The sequence below is a fragment of the Priestia sp. YIM B13551 genome (assembly GCF_042787905.1).
GTDB lineage: Bacteria > Bacillota > Bacilli > Bacillales > Bacillaceae_H > Priestia.
On sequence record NZ_JBHZOX010000001.1, the window covers coordinates 1492142 to 1510058 of the forward strand.

21 protein-coding genes and 1 other RNA gene are annotated in these 17917 nt (G+C 37.8%); 5 read left to right on the forward strand and 17 right to left on the reverse strand.

What is annotated here, in order from left to right; genetic code table 11:
- Nucleotides 1-26: 26 nt before the first annotated feature.
- Nucleotides 27-521, reverse strand: coding sequence for a hypothetical protein (locus ACFX4N_RS07550; RefSeq protein WP_029325143.1), 495 nt, complete (start codon nucleotides 519-521; stop codon nucleotides 27-29).
- Between the two features lie 158 nt (nucleotides 522-679).
- On the opposite strand from ACFX4N_RS07550, the gene ACFX4N_RS07555 reads away from it, so the two are divergent.
- The gene (locus ACFX4N_RS07555; protein ID WP_013056148.1) at nucleotides 680-808 is read left to right on the forward strand and encodes a hypothetical protein; all 129 of its coding nucleotides are present in this window, start codon (nucleotides 680-682) and stop codon (nucleotides 806-808) included.
- A gap of 44 nt (nucleotides 809-852) precedes the next feature.
- On the opposite strand, the gene ACFX4N_RS07560 is transcribed toward ACFX4N_RS07555, so the two are convergent.
- The 13 genes from ACFX4N_RS07560 to ACFX4N_RS07620 form a co-directional block, all read right to left on the reverse strand.
- Nucleotides 853-1998 (reverse strand): THUMP domain-containing class I SAM-dependent RNA methyltransferase, encoded by a 1146-nt coding sequence (locus ACFX4N_RS07560; protein WP_013056147.1) that lies wholly within the window; start codon nucleotides 1996-1998, stop codon nucleotides 853-855.
- Between the two features lie 209 nt (nucleotides 1999-2207).
- A complete protein-coding gene (locus ACFX4N_RS07565; RefSeq protein ID WP_057274592.1) occupies nucleotides 2208-3875 on the reverse strand; it encodes a glycoside hydrolase family 13 protein in 1668 nt (555 codons plus the stop codon).
- Between the two features lie 132 nt (nucleotides 3876-4007).
- On the reverse strand, nucleotides 4008-4634 hold the full coding sequence (locus ACFX4N_RS07570; protein ID WP_013082360.1) for a response regulator: 627 nt from the start codon (nucleotides 4632-4634) through the stop codon (nucleotides 4008-4010).
- Nucleotides 4627-5673, reverse strand: a complete 1047-nt coding sequence (locus ACFX4N_RS07575; protein WP_013056144.1) for a sensor histidine kinase — start codon at nucleotides 5671-5673, stop codon at nucleotides 4627-4629. The genes ACFX4N_RS07570 and ACFX4N_RS07575 overlap by 8 nt, the downstream gene beginning before the upstream one ends.
- A complete protein-coding gene (gene liaF, locus ACFX4N_RS07580; RefSeq protein ID WP_013056143.1) occupies nucleotides 5670-6398 on the reverse strand; it encodes a cell wall-active antibiotics response protein LiaF in 729 nt (242 codons plus the stop codon). The genes ACFX4N_RS07575 and liaF overlap by 4 nt, the downstream gene beginning before the upstream one ends.
- A gap of 137 nt (nucleotides 6399-6535) precedes the next feature.
- Entirely contained in the window at nucleotides 6536-7162 is a 627-nt protein-coding gene (locus tag ACFX4N_RS07585; protein WP_013056142.1) for a PspA/IM30 family protein, read from the reverse strand.
- Nucleotides 7163-7198: 36 nt separating this feature from the next.
- A complete protein-coding gene (locus ACFX4N_RS07590) occupies nucleotides 7199-7543 on the reverse strand; it encodes a lmo0954 family membrane protein (protein ID WP_013056141.1) in 345 nt (114 codons plus the stop codon).
- Nucleotides 7544-7790: 247 nt separating this feature from the next.
- Nucleotides 7791-8179: RNase P RNA component class B (gene rnpB, locus ACFX4N_RS07595), an RNA gene on the reverse strand.
- Nucleotides 8180-8242: 63 nt separating this feature from the next.
- Nucleotides 8243-8575 carry a cell division regulator GpsB gene (gene gpsB / locus ACFX4N_RS07600; protein ID WP_013056140.1) on the reverse strand — a complete coding sequence of 111 codons (333 nt, stop codon included), beginning with the start codon at nucleotides 8573-8575 and terminating at the stop codon, nucleotides 8243-8245.
- Nucleotides 8576-8679: 104 nt separating this feature from the next.
- Entirely contained in the window at nucleotides 8680-9231 is a 552-nt protein-coding gene (locus ACFX4N_RS07605; protein ID WP_028414057.1) for an SLOG family protein, read from the reverse strand.
- A gap of 68 nt (nucleotides 9232-9299) precedes the next feature.
- Nucleotides 9300-9809, reverse strand: coding sequence for a spore coat protein (locus tag ACFX4N_RS07610; RefSeq protein ID WP_034653393.1), 510 nt, complete (start codon nucleotides 9807-9809; stop codon nucleotides 9300-9302).
- A gap of 346 nt (nucleotides 9810-10155) precedes the next feature.
- Nucleotides 10156-11406 carry a ribonuclease H-like domain-containing protein gene (locus tag ACFX4N_RS07615; RefSeq protein ID WP_057274590.1) on the reverse strand — a complete coding sequence of 417 codons (1251 nt, stop codon included), beginning with the start codon at nucleotides 11404-11406 and terminating at the stop codon, nucleotides 10156-10158.
- A gap of 4 nt (nucleotides 11407-11410) precedes the next feature.
- A complete protein-coding gene (locus ACFX4N_RS07620) occupies nucleotides 11411-13681 on the reverse strand; it encodes a DEAD/DEAH box helicase (RefSeq protein ID WP_057274589.1) in 2271 nt (756 codons plus the stop codon).
- A 121-nt stretch (nucleotides 13682-13802) separates the two neighbouring features.
- Between ACFX4N_RS07620 and ACFX4N_RS07625 the strand changes: the two genes are divergently transcribed.
- The 3 genes from ACFX4N_RS07625 (at nucleotide 13803) to ACFX4N_RS07635 (ending at nucleotide 16183) form a co-directional block, all read left to right on the forward strand.
- Nucleotides 13803-14054 (forward strand): hypothetical protein, encoded by a 252-nt coding sequence (locus ACFX4N_RS07625; RefSeq protein WP_013056134.1) that lies wholly within the window; start codon nucleotides 13803-13805, stop codon nucleotides 14052-14054.
- Between the two features lie 185 nt (nucleotides 14055-14239).
- Complete coding sequence (locus tag ACFX4N_RS07630; RefSeq protein ID WP_377261160.1) at nucleotides 14240-15721, forward strand: sensor domain-containing diguanylate cyclase; 1482 nt, start codon at nucleotides 14240-14242, stop codon at nucleotides 15719-15721.
- Nucleotides 15722-15871: 150 nt separating this feature from the next.
- Nucleotides 15872-16183, forward strand: coding sequence for a DUF6509 family protein (locus ACFX4N_RS07635; RefSeq protein ID WP_013056132.1), 312 nt, complete (start codon nucleotides 15872-15874; stop codon nucleotides 16181-16183).
- Between the two features lie 26 nt (nucleotides 16184-16209).
- Here the strand turns inward: ACFX4N_RS07635 and ACFX4N_RS07640 are convergent, their stop codons facing one another.
- The 3 genes from ACFX4N_RS07640 to ACFX4N_RS07650 all read right to left on the reverse strand — a co-directional run bounded on the left by ACFX4N_RS07640 (nucleotide 16210) and on the right by ACFX4N_RS07650 (nucleotide 17149).
- On the reverse strand, nucleotides 16210-16386 hold the full coding sequence (locus tag ACFX4N_RS07640) for a hypothetical protein (protein ID WP_170959566.1): 177 nt from the start codon (nucleotides 16384-16386) through the stop codon (nucleotides 16210-16212).
- Between the two features lie 105 nt (nucleotides 16387-16491).
- A complete protein-coding gene (locus ACFX4N_RS07645; protein ID WP_013056130.1) occupies nucleotides 16492-16695 on the reverse strand; it encodes a cold-shock protein in 204 nt (67 codons plus the stop codon).
- Nucleotides 16696-16981: 286 nt separating this feature from the next.
- Nucleotides 16982-17149 (reverse strand): hypothetical protein, encoded by a 168-nt coding sequence (locus ACFX4N_RS07650; RefSeq protein ID WP_013056129.1) that lies wholly within the window; start codon nucleotides 17147-17149, stop codon nucleotides 16982-16984.
- Nucleotides 17150-17260: 111 nt separating this feature from the next.
- On the opposite strand from ACFX4N_RS07650, the gene ACFX4N_RS07655 reads away from it, so the two are divergent.
- A complete protein-coding gene (locus ACFX4N_RS07655; protein WP_013056128.1) occupies nucleotides 17261-17806 on the forward strand; it encodes a YhcN/YlaJ family sporulation lipoprotein in 546 nt (181 codons plus the stop codon).
- The last annotated feature ends 111 nt before the right edge of the window (nucleotides 17807-17917 follow it).

Consider the following 17917-nt stretch of genomic DNA (forward strand, 5'->3'; position numbering starts at 1 on the left):
AAAATCACGCTTCCCTGCCTGCCCCTTTATTCTATAGGATTATTTTTTAAAGCACGCTGAGGTTTCGGTTTCTCTACTACTAGATGTTGGTAAACGTACATTAAAGCAGCTTTCAACAGAAAGATACCTAGCAAATGGTACTCTTTAAATGTGCCTACGCTAAAAAGCTTTGCACGGCTCATAGCTCGTTGAAAAGGATAAACAAAAAATGTATCTACGATTGCATTTAATAACATATACCTTCCAAAATGGCCGTATGTGAACTTTTTAATCCATAAAGAACCTGCTAAAAATGGACCTAAAAGTAAAGCAGCTTCACCTGTTAGATATGGATGAGGAGGATTAGGGAATATCCACCACTTCTTTTTTTCAGCAATATAGCTTTCAACCATAATTAAAAAGGAAATAAACATAGTAGATGATAAATAGCGCTTAATATGCTGTCGTCCTATAAAAGGGATGGTTAACCATGAAAGAAGCATCATCCCCCCAAAAATCCGTGCTGATCGGTTTTTTCTCATTTTATCACCTCTTAGGTTTTAGTATGAGATTTCCCTTTCGTAAACATGTTAGAAATAAGCTAATCATTTCTCGTTTTAAGCCTGCTATTGAAAAGAAATGAATACATATATTGCCCTGCTACTCGCCCATACTATAAAAAACATAATGGGGTGAGTATATGCATGATTATTATGACGGACTATATAAATACCTGCTTAATGCTACATTTTGGTTTATTTTATTAATTGTCGTGCTCGGTATAGGCATGTTTGGAATGCTAGCTTATCGAGGTTTGAAAAAAAAATAACGTACAAAAGCCAAGCTGGTTTTTACACCGCTTGGCTTTTGTATTTATTGATCGTTGCGTGGAGGACGAGGTCCCCAGTATTGATAGTAGTCTGTTTTAATAAACCCGTTAAACAATTTGCGTTTTTTCGTTGCTTTTTTACCGTAGTATTGTTCAAATTGTTCATGAGATGTAAGCATATAAATCGACCACGTATCAAGCTTAGAAAACGCTTCGCCCATTTCAGCGTACATTTTTTCAACGGAAGGACGATCGCTTAAACGTTCGCCGTACGGAGGGTTACCAATAATGATTCCATATTCTTTCGGCGTCGTAAAATCGCGCACTTGCATTTGCTTAAATTGAATTAAATCTCCAAGTCCAGCTTCAAATGCATTTTGCTCCGCTACTTTTACCATACGATGATCAATATCATGACCAGCAATATCTAGCACTTGGTCGTAGTTCGCTAAGTCTTCTGCTTCTTCGCGCGCTTTGTCCCAAATGCTTGCTGACATCCATGGCCATTCTTCTGATAAGAAGTCACGGTTAAATCCTGGTGCAATATTTTGACCGATAAGCGCTGCTTCGATAGCAATTGTACCAGAGCCGCAAAAAACATCGACAAACGGACGATTCGCATTCCACGGCGTTAGCATAATTAGAGCCGCTGCCAGCGTTTCTTTTAAAGGAGCTTCTCCTTGTCCAACGCGGTAACCGCGCTTATGAAGTCCTGCACCGCTTGCGTCAATTGTTAATGTAGCAACATCTTTTAATAGCGCTACTTCAATTTTAAACGTTGACCCTGTTTCTTCGAGCCAGCCTGTTGTTTTGTTATAATGTTTTTTCATGCTGTCAACAATTGCTTTTTTCACAATGCTTTGACAATCTGATACGCTGAACAATTTAGATTTAACTGATTTTCCCGATACAGGAAACTGTGCATCTACGGGCAAATAATCTCCCCAATTTAATGCTTTTGTTTGTTCAAAAAGCTCATCAAACGTACGAGCTTTGAACTGTCCAACCTGCACTTTAATTCGATCTGCTGTACGAAGCCATAAATTGCAGCGAGCAATTGCGAGCTCGTCTCCTTCAAAGATAACCTTGCCATTATCTACTTCACAGTCATATCCTAAAGCACGCACTTCTTTAGCGACCAGTGCTTCAATTCCCATTGCTGCTGTTGCAATAATTTTATATTTCGCCATTTTTCAACCTCATTTTGTTTCTAATTATCTACACTAAGTGTAAAAGTACCATATACATGCGCCGTAGTCAAAGCTTTCTCCGTCTTTTTATTAAAATGCAAAAACTGCTCGCTCTTGATAGAGCCAGCAGTTTCTTCACCTATGTCGCATATAAATGTGTTTTTAAAAGCTTTCCACTTTAAAATTGCGCAATCGGTTGCTCAACTTGTTTATGAAAGTAAGTATACACGTGTTTCATATGGGTGCAGCGTACATTTTTCAAGCGTTTCGTTTTTATCCAACGGATAATTATGAATCAGCACTTCTCTGTTTACAAATGAGCTCTCTGAAGGAAACTCGAACGTTTGATTTTTCGGTGACATATTACAAATAACAACAGCGGTTTTACCTTCTAATGTTCGCGTATACGCGTAAATAGCGGAATCTTCTTCTGCCAATAGCTTATAAGTTCCATACACCAGCACATCATGCTGTTTTCTAATTTTAATGAGCTGTTTGTAAAAATTCAGTACCGAATTTTTATCACTTTTCTGCTCTTCTACGTTAATATCTACGTAATTTGGATTCACCTTCATCCAAGGGGTACCAGTAGAAAATCCTGCATTTCTTTCTGTATTCCACTGCATTGGCGTTCTTGAATTATCGCGGCCTGTTTCCCAAATCACTTTCATAATCTCGTCATGTGTATCGCCTTTTTCACGCTGAATACGGTAGTAGTTAATCATACCAACATCATCATAATCGTCAATAGAATCAAACTTAACATTGGTCATTCCAAGTTCTTGTCCTTGATAAATAAACGGTGTTCCTTTCATTAAAAAGTATAGTGCAGCTAAGCACTTTGCACTTTCCACTCGGTAAGCTAAGCTGCCGAATTTATTTACAGAACGAATTTGGTCATGATTTTCTAAATATAAAGCATTCCAGCCGTTAATTTTTTCTAAACCATTTTGCCAATTAGTTAAAATCGTTTTTAACTCGATTAAATCAAGCGGTTTTTCTTCTCCTTTATCCCACAGTCCCATATGCTCGAACTGAAAAATCATATTGAAGTTTCCGCCATCTTCAGCTACCCACTCATCTGCGCTGTCCGATGTTACACCATTTGCCTCTCCAACCGTCATAATATCATATTTGGCAAACGTATTTTCTTTTAGCTCTTTTAAATGTTCTTGAATTCCCGGTCGATTCATATGCCCTTCAAACGATGGCACATAATCTAGCTTTTCAGGGTTCGGTAGATCTGGGAAGCCGGCCACTTTCTTAATATGCGAAATAGCATCTACACGAAAGCCGTCAATTCCTTTATCTAACCACCAGTTAACCATTTCATAAAGCTCATGACGTACTTTTTCGTTTTCCCAGTTTAAATCAGGCTGTTTTTTAGAAAATACGTGCATGTAATATTCTTTTGTCTTTTCGTCGAACTCCCAAGCTGATCCGCTAAAAATAGATTCCCAGTTGTTTGGCTCTTTTCCATCTTTACCTTCGTGCCAAATATAATAATCACGATATGGATTCTCTTTAGAAGACCTGGATTCTAAAAACCAAGGGTGTTCATCTGAAGTATGATTAATAACTAAATCCATAATCAGCTTCATTCCGCGATGGTGAACTTCATCTAGCAGCTCATCAAAGTCTTCCATTGTTCCGAAATCTTTCATAATATCTTTATAATCACTGATATCGTAGCCATTATCGTCGTTAGGAGACTGATAAATCGGGCAAATCCAAATGACATCAATTCCAAGATCAGATAAATAGTCTAATTTTGAAATAACCCCTTGAATGTCACCAATTCCGTCGCCGTTTGAATCCATAAAGCTTCGCGGGTAGATTTGATACGCAACAGCTTCTTTCCACCATTTCTTTTCCATGTGCTCAACCCCTCAAAATAGTGCTTTTACGTAAGCGTTCGCCTTTACGCATATCGCTATTTTATAATGAATACATGCAAAAAAATAGGTTTTTCACAAAAAAAATCGTTATTCTCTTTTGAATAACGATTCTCACTGCGCTAATTTGTGTTTAAAGGCATAGATGACTGCTTGAGTCCGGTCCTGTACATCCAGCTTACTTAATAAATTGCTCACATGTGTTTTTACCGTCTTTAGCGCAATAAATAATTCGTCTGCAATCTCTTGATTTGTTTTGCCTTGCGTCATTAGCAATAAAATTTCCATTTCACGAGCTGTCAGTTCTTCATGAGGTAAAGACGGTTTTCTCATTTTAGACATCATTTTACCGGTTACTTCGGGCTCTAATACAGATTGCCCCTCATATGTACGGCGAATAGCAGCTGCAATTTCTCCTGCTTTAGACGTTTTTAATAAATAGCTTGTTGCCCCTGCCTCTAGAGCGGGATATACTTTTTCATCATCTAGAAAGCTAGTGACAATGATCACTTTCGCTTCTGGCCACTGCTTAATCAGTTGTTTCGTTGCTTCAATCCCGTCCATTTCTTCCATGACTAAATCCATTAAAATAATATCCGGGCGCAGCTGAAGCCCTAATTCAACGGCCTGTTGGCCATTTGCTGCTTCAGCTATCACATGAATGTCTGCTTGAGCCGACAAATACGCTCCTACGCCAATACGAACCATTTCATGATCATCTACTAACAGTACATTAATCATTTTGCTTCTCCTCTCTTTCTACTAACGGTACTTTCACTTCTAGCTTTGTTCCTTTGTCGGGCAAGCTAATAATTTTTAATAGGCCTCCAATTTCAACTGCGCGTTCGTACATATTTTGCAGGCCGTACGATCCGACTTTTTCCTTTTCTACATCAAAACCAACTCCGTTATCAACAATACGTAAAATAATGGAAAAGTCACGTTTAATCAGCAGCACATCTAAAGCTGTTGCATTGGCATGACGCAGCGTATTTGATACGGATTCTTGCAAAATTCTAAACAAGTGGTCTTCAATGCCTTTATCAAGTTCAAATCCTTCTATTTTCCAATTTAATTCAAGCGGTACTTTTTGAGCAAGCTCATTCATCAGTTCTTTCATTCCAGCCTGTAGCGATTTTCCTTTTAATGCTGCAGGACGAAGATGAAGAAGCAAAGCCCTCATTTCAAGCTGTGATTGATTAATCATTTTTTCAACCATCTTTAATTGCTTAGCTTCAGAGTCTTGTAGCGTAAGATTGGATTCCGTAATAGCAGACATAAGCATCGAAGCGGCAAATAGCTGCTGACTAACGGAGTCATGCAGTTCTCTAGCAAGCCGATTTCGTTCCTGAGAAACAATTTCTTGCACTTGCTTTTGCTGATTTTCCACTTTTTCCGTTGCCATCTTTTGAGATTGCTGTGCTTGAAGAATCATTTTATGATCTACTTTATTTAAACGGCTTATAATTCGAGACGTTTCTTGAATAAGCGGTTCATTTGCCGACATATGCCGGTGGCCATTTTCTATTTCATATAATCGGTTTTCAACATATGTCCACTGCTGTCTCCACATAAACCCCATGATTCCTCCAATCACGCTTCCAATCGTAAGGCTTAAACTGAAGGAAAACAGCACAAAAGGCATGCCAAATACGCTTGTTTTCCATAAGTCGCTAAGTTGAAAAACAGGATATGCAAAAAACACGGTAAGGAGCACGGATACAAATACAAAAAAACTTAAGAAAATCCCCCATAATAACTGCCGTTGAAGAATACTCATATCCTTTGCACCTCTAAATCTCCAATCACAACAGTTGTAACAATCTTCACCCTATGAGCAGATTGATCAAATTCCTCTGTTTTGATAGACAAATTTTCATTGAACGAAAAGCCGCGCTGATGTCCAAAAACCGTTACGTTTCCTGCTAGTTTAGAATGATTCACAGATACTTCCGTTTCGTAAGGAATGAGCACTTTAATATTTCCAAACGCTTGACGAATAAAAATAACCGCATCGCCTTTTGGCAGAACGGTATTGCTTAAATCAACCACAATGTCTCCCCATACGCTTTGAATATTAATATCATCCCATTCGTATACGGAGTCTTCGGTTCTTTGACTACCAAGAAGTTTATTCGTCAAAACCGGCCGGACCTGCACCAAACTTTGGTTTGGCTGCTGGGTAAATTCGTCAGTCGGTCTGAATTCAACGGGATGCTTTCTTGATTGAATAAATCTAAGTAAAAAATACAGAAAAAGAGCAATAACTAAAAACTTAAAGGCAACCGTATTAAATATATTCAACACAAGCCCAATAACGCCAATCCAAAATAAAATGCGCCCTAGTTTTCTTCTCATTTTTTTTCGCCCAATATACATGAACGCACCGGCAATTAATACAGAAAAGATCAAGCCGCTGTGAAAAAACATAATTTCAATAAACAGGACAAATAAACTGCAAATAAAAATGAACATAAGAGATTCTGTTTTGTTTACGCTTTGCACAGCTCTCTCTCCTTTCTCCTCGTAGATGACATAGCGTTCTTTGGATGCTCTGCAGGTATCTATTCTCTCACCTTAAAAAGACGCAGAAACCTACGCCTTTTTTAGAATACCATGTTTTATGCAGAAACACTGATTTTTTACGATGATTTTACTCTTTTTTCTAATTCAGCAATCTTGCTGTCTACCGTTTGTCTATAGTAATTTGTATTAATTTGATTTTCAAGCTGGTCAATATAGGTTTCCATTTCGTCAAACTGGCTGTAGGACGTATAAGATGCTTCTGTTTTCATTACTGAATTCATACGATGATGCGCACGAGCAATATTTTCGCGCCCCATTAGTTCCATACGGCGAATATGCATATCTTTTACCTTATGCTTCATTTCTTCATACTTTTGTTCAAGCTCTTCTAACTGCTTGGATGCATCTTCATAAGATTCTTTTACACGCTTTGCTCTCTCTTCGTAGTGAGCATGTTCTTTTAAAATAAATTCATGTAATTCCGCTTCTTCAGCTGCTTGTGCTACTTGTGCTTGCTCATGACGTTTTTTCATCATGTCAAGGGCCAGATGGTATTCGCGATTAAACTGTTCTTTTAACGTGTGCTGTCGCTCAACAAGCTGCCTTACCTTTTCGGTCTCCTGCTCGCATTGACGCAAATAGTGGTTTAGTGCAGCAATTGGATTTTTTTGTTCTTTGTGATCAAGTAATTGATGAAGGTCTGCAGAAATCGTTTCTTTCATTCGAGTAAATAAGTTTCTCATTTTGTTCATCTCCTTAGATAATAAAGTAAACTTTTATTATTTTTGATTTAAGTCAGCCCACTGACGTTCAAAATGCTTAAACGGATCTTCTTTTTCCGTTTTTATAGGGCTGCTGCTGTTCCACTTTTTATATACAATGTAAAGTACTACTGCTGCGATGATACCAGCAAGGGCCGGGAGGTTTGAAACAGTTGTTAAGAGTACGACAACACCAATAAACCCCCAGAGCCATTTTTTAAAGGGGGCCTCTGCTTTAACAAACCCTTTAAATGCTACGTACAAAATAACCAAGCCAAGCGCAAGTCCTACCATCGGACCAGCATTTGCAAGAAGAACGATAGCAGCTACCGCTCCAATCAAAAATAAACCAACTTTTTTCATTTTGTCTCCTCCTTTCGCTTATCTATATACTTAGTTTAAGAATTATGACGTTTTTTCAAAACGAGCTAGAGCTTTATTTTCTCCTAAGACCTGAGGCTGACAACAAGCTCAGTCTGATTGTACAAAAAAATGACAGCTTATGATAAGCTGTCATTTTGACATAAAAAAAGCTCTTCCGTTATACGAAGAGCTGGGTTGGATTAAAATATAGTGTATAACAACAAGTGTCGATTGCTTTTCAATAACGTTCTGTAAGCCATGTTTTGTACCATTGTACTGCAAGCGGCTAGCTACCTCGTACTCCGGTGGCAATTATCTATCTACAAAATGTAACCATTTTGTCCTTCCTTCCGTTCAGTTCCTTCCAGAAAGTTCCCCTACCATTATTTGGGTTTCTCGCTCGAGGGGTTTACCTCGTTCCACTCTTACCATTTCTGATAAGACTTCGTCACTGTGGCACTTTCAGAGTAGTCAAGCCATATCTTAAAAAGACTTAGGCTTTTTCCCCGCCGTTAGCTTTTAACAGCTACCCTAGCTTATGACTTCGCTAGGCACGAACACTACAGACATCGCAGTCTGTGCGAGCATGGACTTTCCTCTACATCCTCATATGTGATGCAGCAATTACCCGAACGTTATTGATAACGACTTTCCTTAGTATAATAAAAATAGGAGTTGAATGCAACTCCTATTTTTAGGTTATTCGTATAATTTACTTCCAAACACATGTTTTTCTAAGTTAGACAAACGTTTTAAAATATCAAAGTTTGTCGTACCCGCTTGCTGCTGCTGTTGAGCCGGCGGCGGGGTAAACGAAGGTTGTTGCGGCTTTTTAGATAATTCTTCTACTTGCTTTTTTAAGCGTAAATTTTCAGTTTGTAATGCTTCAATTTCTTCATGAAATGCTTCATAATCTTTAATAACAGAATCTAGATACTTATCTACTTCTTCTTGATTATAGCCTCTCATGCCTGTTTTAAATTCTTTTTCTAAAATTTCTTTGGCCGTTAAACGGATTTTATCAGCTAACATCTCTATCACCTCGAATACGATAAACCTTATCTTTATTATAATTCATTTTTTCAAAAATAGCTTCAAATGTCAATTTATCTTTTAAAATGTTTCGCCAAGTGGCGTTAAAAAGATGAAAATTTTTCTTCATCCACGATATCCTGTAAGTCGTGAGACGTCACCATTATAATAGGGTATTCTTCTCGTTCAGCACGTTTTTTAGCCGTTTCTAACATATATTTAGGACTTCCTTCGTGCTCTTCGTCGTAAACTAAACAAATACCTTCACTTTTTTCTACTAAAAATTGATTTTTTAACCGAAACTGTGCTGGACTTTCATATTTCTTTTTTGTAATGCTATCTACATAATCTGCTTGACTTAAGACGAATTCATACAATTCTTTATTCACATCATTCCATTTTTCTTCTTGCTCCAAAAACGGTGTTAAAACAGCTAACTGAAGCTCGGGATAATCGAGCTGGAGATCAAATACCACTTCTGCTGCCCAAATCTCTACTCCTAGCTGGCCACTAATCAATACCCATTCTAATCCATCTTCTACTAATTCCTGTAATTTTTTATAGAGCGCTTTTTTTATGTATGTAATGCCTTGATGTTTTTCATTAAAAATCCCAAGTTCGAATGGCTTATAACCAGTAACCGTTAGCACCTTCATTATATAACTCCTTTGTAACAAAATAGAATAGGAACTGATGTAATCAGCTCCTATTAACGTACAGTACATTATCTAAAATACCCTGAATTAGGTCCTTGATGCGCGCCTTTTGTATGACAGCTTCCTTGGCCGCAACCTTTGTGTCCCGGATAACTAGCACCTGCTACTTGACCTGGGTAGCCTCCTTGACCTGGATAACCAGCTCCCCCTACTTGACCTGGGTAGCCTCCTTGACCTGGATAACTAGCACCTGCTACTTGACCTGGGTAACCTCCTTGACCTGGGTAACCAGCACCTGCTACTTGACCTGGGTAGCCTCCCATTTGACCTGGATAGCCTGCTCCCCCTACTTGAGTTGGATATTGCTGCGCACCGCCAAAAAACTGTTGATTTGAAGTTTCATTTACAACAGATTGCGTTTGCGGGAAGTAATGCACGTGCTTCACATTTGTATGATTCACCAATGTATTATGACTTGGATGAATGTGAGGTACAACTACCTCCTGAGAAGTAAACTGCGTGCAGCATTTTGTTGGATGCACAATTGGTGGCATACATTTTGTTGGTCTTGGATACATATCCTTTTTCCCCTTTCACTGTTTAGTTATTACACTATTACAATATGTGAAGGGCAGTGTACATGTACTAAGACAAACACCTATTTTCGGCCTACATAAAGGAGTTATACGAATTTTTCAAACTGCTTAAGACAATTACTGTTAAACAAATTAATGCGAAAAATGATACTAAAATCACATTTTTCATGAGGCCTCTCTCCATCTCACCAAAGTTCTGTTTTTAAGCTGTAAGAATAAGTCTTACATTGACTAATTTTATCAATGACTGAAAAATAGAACAATATAAAACATCCACAAAAACAAAAGAATAATAATTCTGAATATTTTAAAATAAATCAGCTGAAGTCTATGCTTTAGCTGATTTATTTTTTAGTCTAACAAGTCTTTTTTCAAGCGCTTCCTTCGACGTTTTTTTAGTCATTTCTCTGAATTGATTCCACTTTTCCAAGGCCAGCTCAGTATATAGAAGTGCTTGATGAACATCTTTGAGACGATGCTCATAAATTTTAGCTAGCTCAACCAATGCTTCTATAGCGACGTCATCTTCACATGTTTGAACCAAGGGTTCAAACATGTCCACTGCCTCTTTCCAACTCTTCTCTTTTTTATAATGATAAGCCATCGCTAGCTGAGCTTTTTCATGCTCCTCTTTTTCTTTTTCCGCTACGCCCTGATAAAGAGAGAAAGCGTGCTTATTCTCCCCTAACTGCTCATACCACCTTGCTACTTCATATGTTTCTTTTTCTGTAAACTCCTCACTAGTAAGGAGATGTTTTGATAAATGAATGTATAAGGTGATAAGTGATAAAATATCATGTTCATTATGTTTCATAATGTCGAATAAGCCTCTTGGATTTTTCGTTTCAATAAAATCAAAATAAATCATGGGAGCTAAGAAACCTGGAATATCATCCACTCGTTCAATTCCAAGTATTTCATTTTCGACATTCGCAAGCTTAACCGAATTCATTTTATGTTTCCACAGCCTTCTTGATGCATGCAGTAAATCAAAGTGACCGAACTTAGGCAGCTTGGGCAAATGATCTCTCAATAGCGTATGACGAGTCTTCACATGAGGCCAATCGAAAGATTTCCCATTATAAGTCACAAGCGTCGTATAGTCTACTTCTTTTAAGAAACTTTCGTAAAATGCTACTTCTCCACTTGGCTCTGTTAATATATGCTGACGAAAAACGACGGAATCTTTTAGCACCCTTGCATATCCTAGCAAAAAGATAGTCGTTCCCGTACCTGTACTAAGCCCCGTCGTTTCCGTATCAAAGAAAAATAAATCTGAATATGTGCGGCCTTTTGATGAAAGCGGATGAGCAACTGTAGACCGATTCCATACTTCCACTACTTTTTTCAGCTCATTAAATTCATAATGTCCATGCTTGTAGTCGAGCGGGTAAACCACTTCTCTGATCATACAGTAGCTGTCTTCGGCAAAGTAAGGAACAGCATGATTTCCCTTCCATTCCTGCTCATAGGGAATAGACGCGCTTTTAGGTCGCTGCGGGTTACTTTCAACCGGCGGCTTTGCTTCTGTAACATGAAGATGCTTTTTCATACGGTTTAATTTATTTTTAAAAGACACGAGTTCACCTACTTTGCAGTTGTTGTAGCAGCACGAGCGCATCGCTTTTTGCGTATTCTCCCTGTGCTTCCATACCGATACAAGACGGACAGCCGCTTTCGCAAGAACAATTTACAATTAATTGATTGGTTTGATTTAGCACATCATTCATTTGTTCGTATACTTTGTCACTTAGCCCAATGCCTCCCGGGTATCGATCATATAAGAAGATAGTCGGCTGTTCGTTGTGCACCGCTTTTATCTGAGGCACTACATGTAAATCAGACGGATCGCACATCACCATAAGCGGTGCAATTGACTGAAGGGCATTTGCCACGGAAATGAGCGCTTGTTCCAATCGTTCTTCAGATTCGTTAGACTGTTCTTTTTCAAAGCTTAGCCACACGGCATTTGTATGAAGCTCTTCTTCCGGAAGTGAAATGGGACCTGACCCTATGTTTTCATGCGTCTCAAACTTTATTTTTTTAAATATCGTAGCCATAGCGCTGACCATTACATCGCCATAACCGATTGAATATGTTCTCTCCATCCGCTCTTTATCAGCTTCTAGAACCTTTAAGTTAACCGCTAAGTTTGCATCGGTGAAATAGTCTACATCGACTTCACGAACATACGCTTTTTTCTCATCCCAGTCCAAGTATTCTACTTGATACTGAATGCCTTGATGCAAGTAAATCGCCTCATCATGAAGAAGCGTCATGGCACTAAAGCGATCCATTTCTCCAATTACTTTCACATTTGCAACGTCCGATTGATCAATGATGACAACATTTTCTTGGGATGCAGAGCGCAGACTGATATTATGAGCTGGGAACGAATCATTCATCCAGTACCATTTGTCTCCGCTAAAATGAATCACTCGCTCTTCTTGCAAAAACTCCAGGACGTCTTCAATTTCTACCCCATCAAATGTTTCTCCCTGCTTAAACGGCAGCTCATAGGACGCACATTTTAAATGATCGACTAAAATAACAAGATTATCAGGATTAATTCGAGCTGTTTCTGGATTTCTGCTAAAAAAGTAGTCCGGATGCTGAATCATATACTGATCAAGCGGACTTGAACTTGCGATCATCACAATGACGGCTTCTCCGTGACGTCTCCCTGCTCGTCCTGCTTGCTGCCAAGCGCTTGCAACCGTGCCTGGATAACCTGTCATCACACACACCTGCAGCTGCCCGATATCCACTCCTAGCTCTAAAGCATTCGTACTGACTACCCCGTAAATACTTCCCTCTCGAAGTCCTCTTTCTATTTCGCGTCGCTGCTTCGGCAAATATCCTCCGCGGTACCCTTGAATAGACTTATTTTGAAGCTGGTTTTTTACGAGCTCCTGCAGATACGTTAAAATAATTTCCACTCGTACTCGGCTTCGTGCAAATACAATCGTTTGAATTTTATTTTTCAAAAACTCTCCTGCAATATTTCGCACTTCAAGCGTAGCACTTCTTCTAATGTTTAACGGTTTATTAACAATAGGAGGGTTATAAAAAATAAAATGCTTGCGGCCGCTAGGCGCTCCGTTGTTATCTACTAACATAACATGAGCTCCCGTTAAATGTTCAGCGAGTTCTTTTGGGTTAGCGATGGTCGCTGATGTACAAATAAAGATAGGATTGCTTCCATAGTAGCGGCAAATTCGCTTTAACCGGCGTATAACGTTGGCTACATGGCTTCCAAAAACACCGCGGTACGTATGAAGTTCATCAATCACAATGTACTTCAGATTTTCAAACAGTGATACCCATTTAGTATGATGAGGTAAAATAGCTGAATGAAGCATATCTGGATTCGTAATAACAATATGACCTGCTTTTCTTACCTTTTGACGGATGTTTGCCGGAGTATCTCCATCATACGTGTAGCTATTGATTGGTACTTCCATTTCTTCAATGATTTCATTTAACTCACTTTTTTGATCTTGGGCAAGCGCTTTTGTTGGAAACAAATAAAGAGCTCTAGCCTGATCATTCTCCATAATACTCTGGAGTACCGGCAAGTTGTAGCACAATGTTTTCCCTGATGCTGTCGGCGTCACAGCCACAACATTCTTCTTAGCTGTCGCCAAATCAAACGCTGTTTTTTGATGCGTATAAAGCGAACCAATTCCTCGATTCTCAAGTGCTTGCCGCAGTTTCGTATGCAAAGAAGCTGGAAATGGCGCAGTTTTAGCTTCTTTCTCTTCGATTGTATGCCAATGAACGATATTTTGCTGATATGACGGATTCGTTTGCAAGATATCCATTACTTCTTGTAAGTTTTTTCGTATTCTCATTTTCATCACCTGCTTCTATTTTAACGAATGAACGTTCGATAGAAAACCATAAGTTTTTGTATGTTTTTGGTGGATTCGGACATGGTATTAATACAGTAAATTTTTCAAGGAGATGTTAAAAATGGGAAGCCCTTATCTTTGCCCTAGCTGCAAAACAAATCGAACGCGCTTTAATATCATTGAACAAAATGCAAAACCTGTAAAAATGGATCCAAGAAGCGGAGACGTCGTAGAAGAATACACAAACGATACACTCGATGCCTTTCATGCTGCTTATAACGGACCGCAAAAACGCATTCAGTGCGGAGCTTGCGGCTTAGTAGAAGATGAGACCATGTTTGTACGGCATGCTGAATCGAATAAACTTCAATAAAAAAGGTGAGGCTCTTTGTCCTCACCTTTAATCATATAAATCTTTATGCTTTTTCTTAATCAAAAAGCAGACATTTTCATCTAAAAAATTCATGTCTTTTCTTATACAAACATGCTAAAATACCTAAAAAAGATATGGAGATGATGGTCATGTCATTCCTTCTTTCGCTTTTACCTTTCTCCTTTTTGAAGAAATTTCGTTTTCCTTCTGGAAGAGAAGTTAATGAAGATAAAATGTTCGATAAAACGAATGTAGAAATGCTTCAACAAAGAGTCAAGCTAGTTTCACTTGCTCTTGTAGTTTCCTATCCTATTTATATTTATATTTATATAGGTTTTTCTTTACTTCAACATGCGGGGACATCTCAGTTTAGACATAAACTAATTGGTATTCATTTCACTAGTTTTGCTCTCTCCTCTCTTTATTTATTTTTCTATTATGTTAGTAAGAGAAAAGAGCGGTTTGCTAACTACTTAAGCACCATTGTATATGGCTATATATTTTATTACGTATTTGCTGCAGCACTTTCTACTATTAACAGTCAGCTTTTCACAGGTCGCGTAGACGTATATATGATGCTGTTGATTTCCACAGCTGTTTTGTGTCCTATGAAATTAAAACAGCTGTGCATCATTTTTATTCCTAACCATCTTTTTTTACTATACGGCTTATCACGATATGTACCGGATTCTTTTTCTCTTATTTCAAAGCAGATCAATACAACTGCAGCAGTTGCTATCGCTTTACTTATTTCATACATTCTTTATACATACCGTCACAAAGAATATATGAGTCATTTACAGCTAAAAAAAAGCGAACGTAATTTTTTTACGCTGTTCAAAATTAATCCCTATCCTTTACTATTAACAAGATTATCCGACCACAAAGTGCTGCTCATTAACAATAAAGCTATTCATTTTTACAATCTTGCTTCTCAAGATCTTGATCAAATAGACGGATTTATAATCTATCCCACCGATGAAGATCGAGAGGAGATTTTAAAACGTCTTCAACAAGAGAAATATGTAAAAAACTACATCCTAGAAGCACGGGAATATGGAGATTCTAAGTGGGTTATGATCAATTATGAATTACTAGAGTATCAAAGCGAAAGCTGCATACTCGCAGGTATTACCGATATAACCGATTTAAAAGCGGTTGAGCATGAATTGAGCTTGCATGCTTCAACTGATATGCTAACCGGAATTTTAAATCGAAGAAGTGGAATGGAAAAACTGCAGCTGGAACTGCTGAGAGCAAAAACCAATGATACACCTTTTCTATTATGTTTTATCGATATTAATTCTTTAAAACTAGTAAATGATCAATACGGTCATAGAGAAGGCGACTGGCTTATTAAAACAATAGCAGAATCAATTAGTGGTTATATTAGCAAAGATGATACGCTCTTTCGCTACGGAGGCGATGAGTTTTTATTAATTGCTCCTGAACAAACGGAAGAATACGTACAAGAGCTGTGGCAAAATATTAATGAGCAGCTAGAAGGTAAAAAGAAAGAATTTAATAAGCCATATGCACTGTCTGCGAGTTACGGATTTATTATATGTGCGCCTTCAGACGACACCAACCTAGATACATTAATTCAAAAAGCAGATGCTGCCATGTATAAGCAAAAACATACGCGCGTTTCTTCCGCCTTTAAGTAAATCATCGAAGTCCTTGCGCCATCGATTCGCTAAATAGAATGATCAAGGAATAAATCCGTGCATGAATTACGCATGCACTTTCTTTCTTTGCAAAGAAAAACTATAATAGATGATGCAAGTATTTTACTGATATATGGAAAGGACGTACATATGTTTACAATTAAAGAATATACAGCTGAACAATTGCAGGATCCATTTGGTCTCCTTCTAGGTGAACGCTATGAATTTCATTTATACATTGAGGTAGAAGAAGATGATGAATTATATACGGGCAACGACCTAGCACTACGCTTAGTATATATTAAAGGCGAAGATAACACTTCTATTGCCCAAACTCATTTCTACGAAGTTTCAACAAATAAAGTATTAGACTTCGACCTTGAAGAAGAGGAAGAAGAAGCTGTAAAAGAGTTTTGCGGGAAGCATTTACCTTCAGAGGAAGGTACAAATAACGAGGAATAATCAAAAATAAGCTCTTTAAAAAGAGCTTATTTTTGATTTCGTTTTTCCATTAGTTTTTTAACTACTTCTTTTGGCTCCCAGCATGTAAACTGATAAGAAGGTCGGGTCTCATAGCCTAGTCTTTTGCAGAGATACTTCATTCCCTTATCCAATTTAATGCTTTGAAAATGTTGACATGTGGCACAGCAATGAAATGAACTCATGCCTTCCCTTCTCCCCTACTTTAATCTATTTTCTTAATCATACAAATAAAACAAATTTGTATAAAAAAAAGCTGCCTATCGGCAGCTTTCATATGTAGCGTTGAATTATAATTTTACAACATTCTCCGCTTGAGGTCCACGTTGACCTTCAACGATTTCAAATTCAACTTTTTGGCCTTCTTCTAATGTTTTGAAGCCTTCAGATTGGATAGCTGAAAAATGAACGAATACGTCATTTTCGCCTGGTACTTCGATAAAACCGAAGCCCTTTTCACTGTTAAACCATTTTACTGTACCTGTAGTAGCCATGTAAAAAACCTCCAAAAAATGTAAAAATTTTAATATGTTACTCTATATTTACATTTATACCGTAAATAAAAAATTCACATATTATAAAAGAGACCTACGCGAAGTAGATCTCCTTTATAACAAGTGAATTTTCACTAAATCTAATTCGAGTATATGGTCAAACGTAGTATTCATTACATTTATTAAATTTGGTTGCGTTTACATTATACTATACCTATATGTAGAATGCAAATATTGGGCCATTCTTAACATATGGCTCATCCGTTTTGCAAAATATTTATCTTCCTTACGTCAGCATGTTATCAATATGGGCGTCGATAATTTCTTTTCGTTTATTTTGCAGGGTCTCAAATAATAGCTTAGCTTCTTCTGAAGTTAGTGCAAACGTTGTTGTTTCTTCATGGTTTTCTTCTTTTGTATGAAGCACAAATATGCTTTGTTGAATTCCACTCATACATATTCCTCCTTTTTCGATAGTATAGGCTTTTTTATATTTTTCATGTATGCTTCACACGTTTTTAACAAATTATAAGAAAGGTTAAAACTTATAAGGAGTGATACTATCATGAAGAAATCGTTTTTGTTTGTTGTAGGCTGCATGACGACCCTTTCTTTATTCGGCTGCAGCACAGCAGATCAAGGTAAAGATGGCGTCATTGATGATGACACAGTCCGCAACGTCACATATGAAAATGGGAACAATAAAACGAAAATGAATGACGTAAACGATACGCAAGACGTACAGCGTAACGAAAAAGAACAGTATAATCAGTCCGGCGGAATGAGAGTAGCCGATGTGGCGGCTGATCGTATCGTAGCGTTAAAAAATGTAAAAGATGCTAATGTAATCGTAACCGATCATACAGCTTATGTAGCAGCTGTATTAGACGATAACAAAGAAGGTAATCTCACAAAAGATATGGAGCATAAGATTGCACATGAAGTGAGAAAAGCCGACGGCAGTGTTCATCGAGTGTTTGTATCAACAAACCCTGATTTTGTAAACCGTATGAACGGATATGTAGACAAGCTTCAAACGGGCAAACCAGTTTCTGGACTGTTTAACGAGTTTTCAGAAGTTGTTCGACGCGTATTCCCGAATTCACGCTAATATACATGAATGTCAAAAGAGCATTTTTAAAAATGCTCTTTTTATTTTACCTATTGCATAAAATATTGCATAAAAAATACACCGATAAATTTCTGAATATTTTTATTTTAC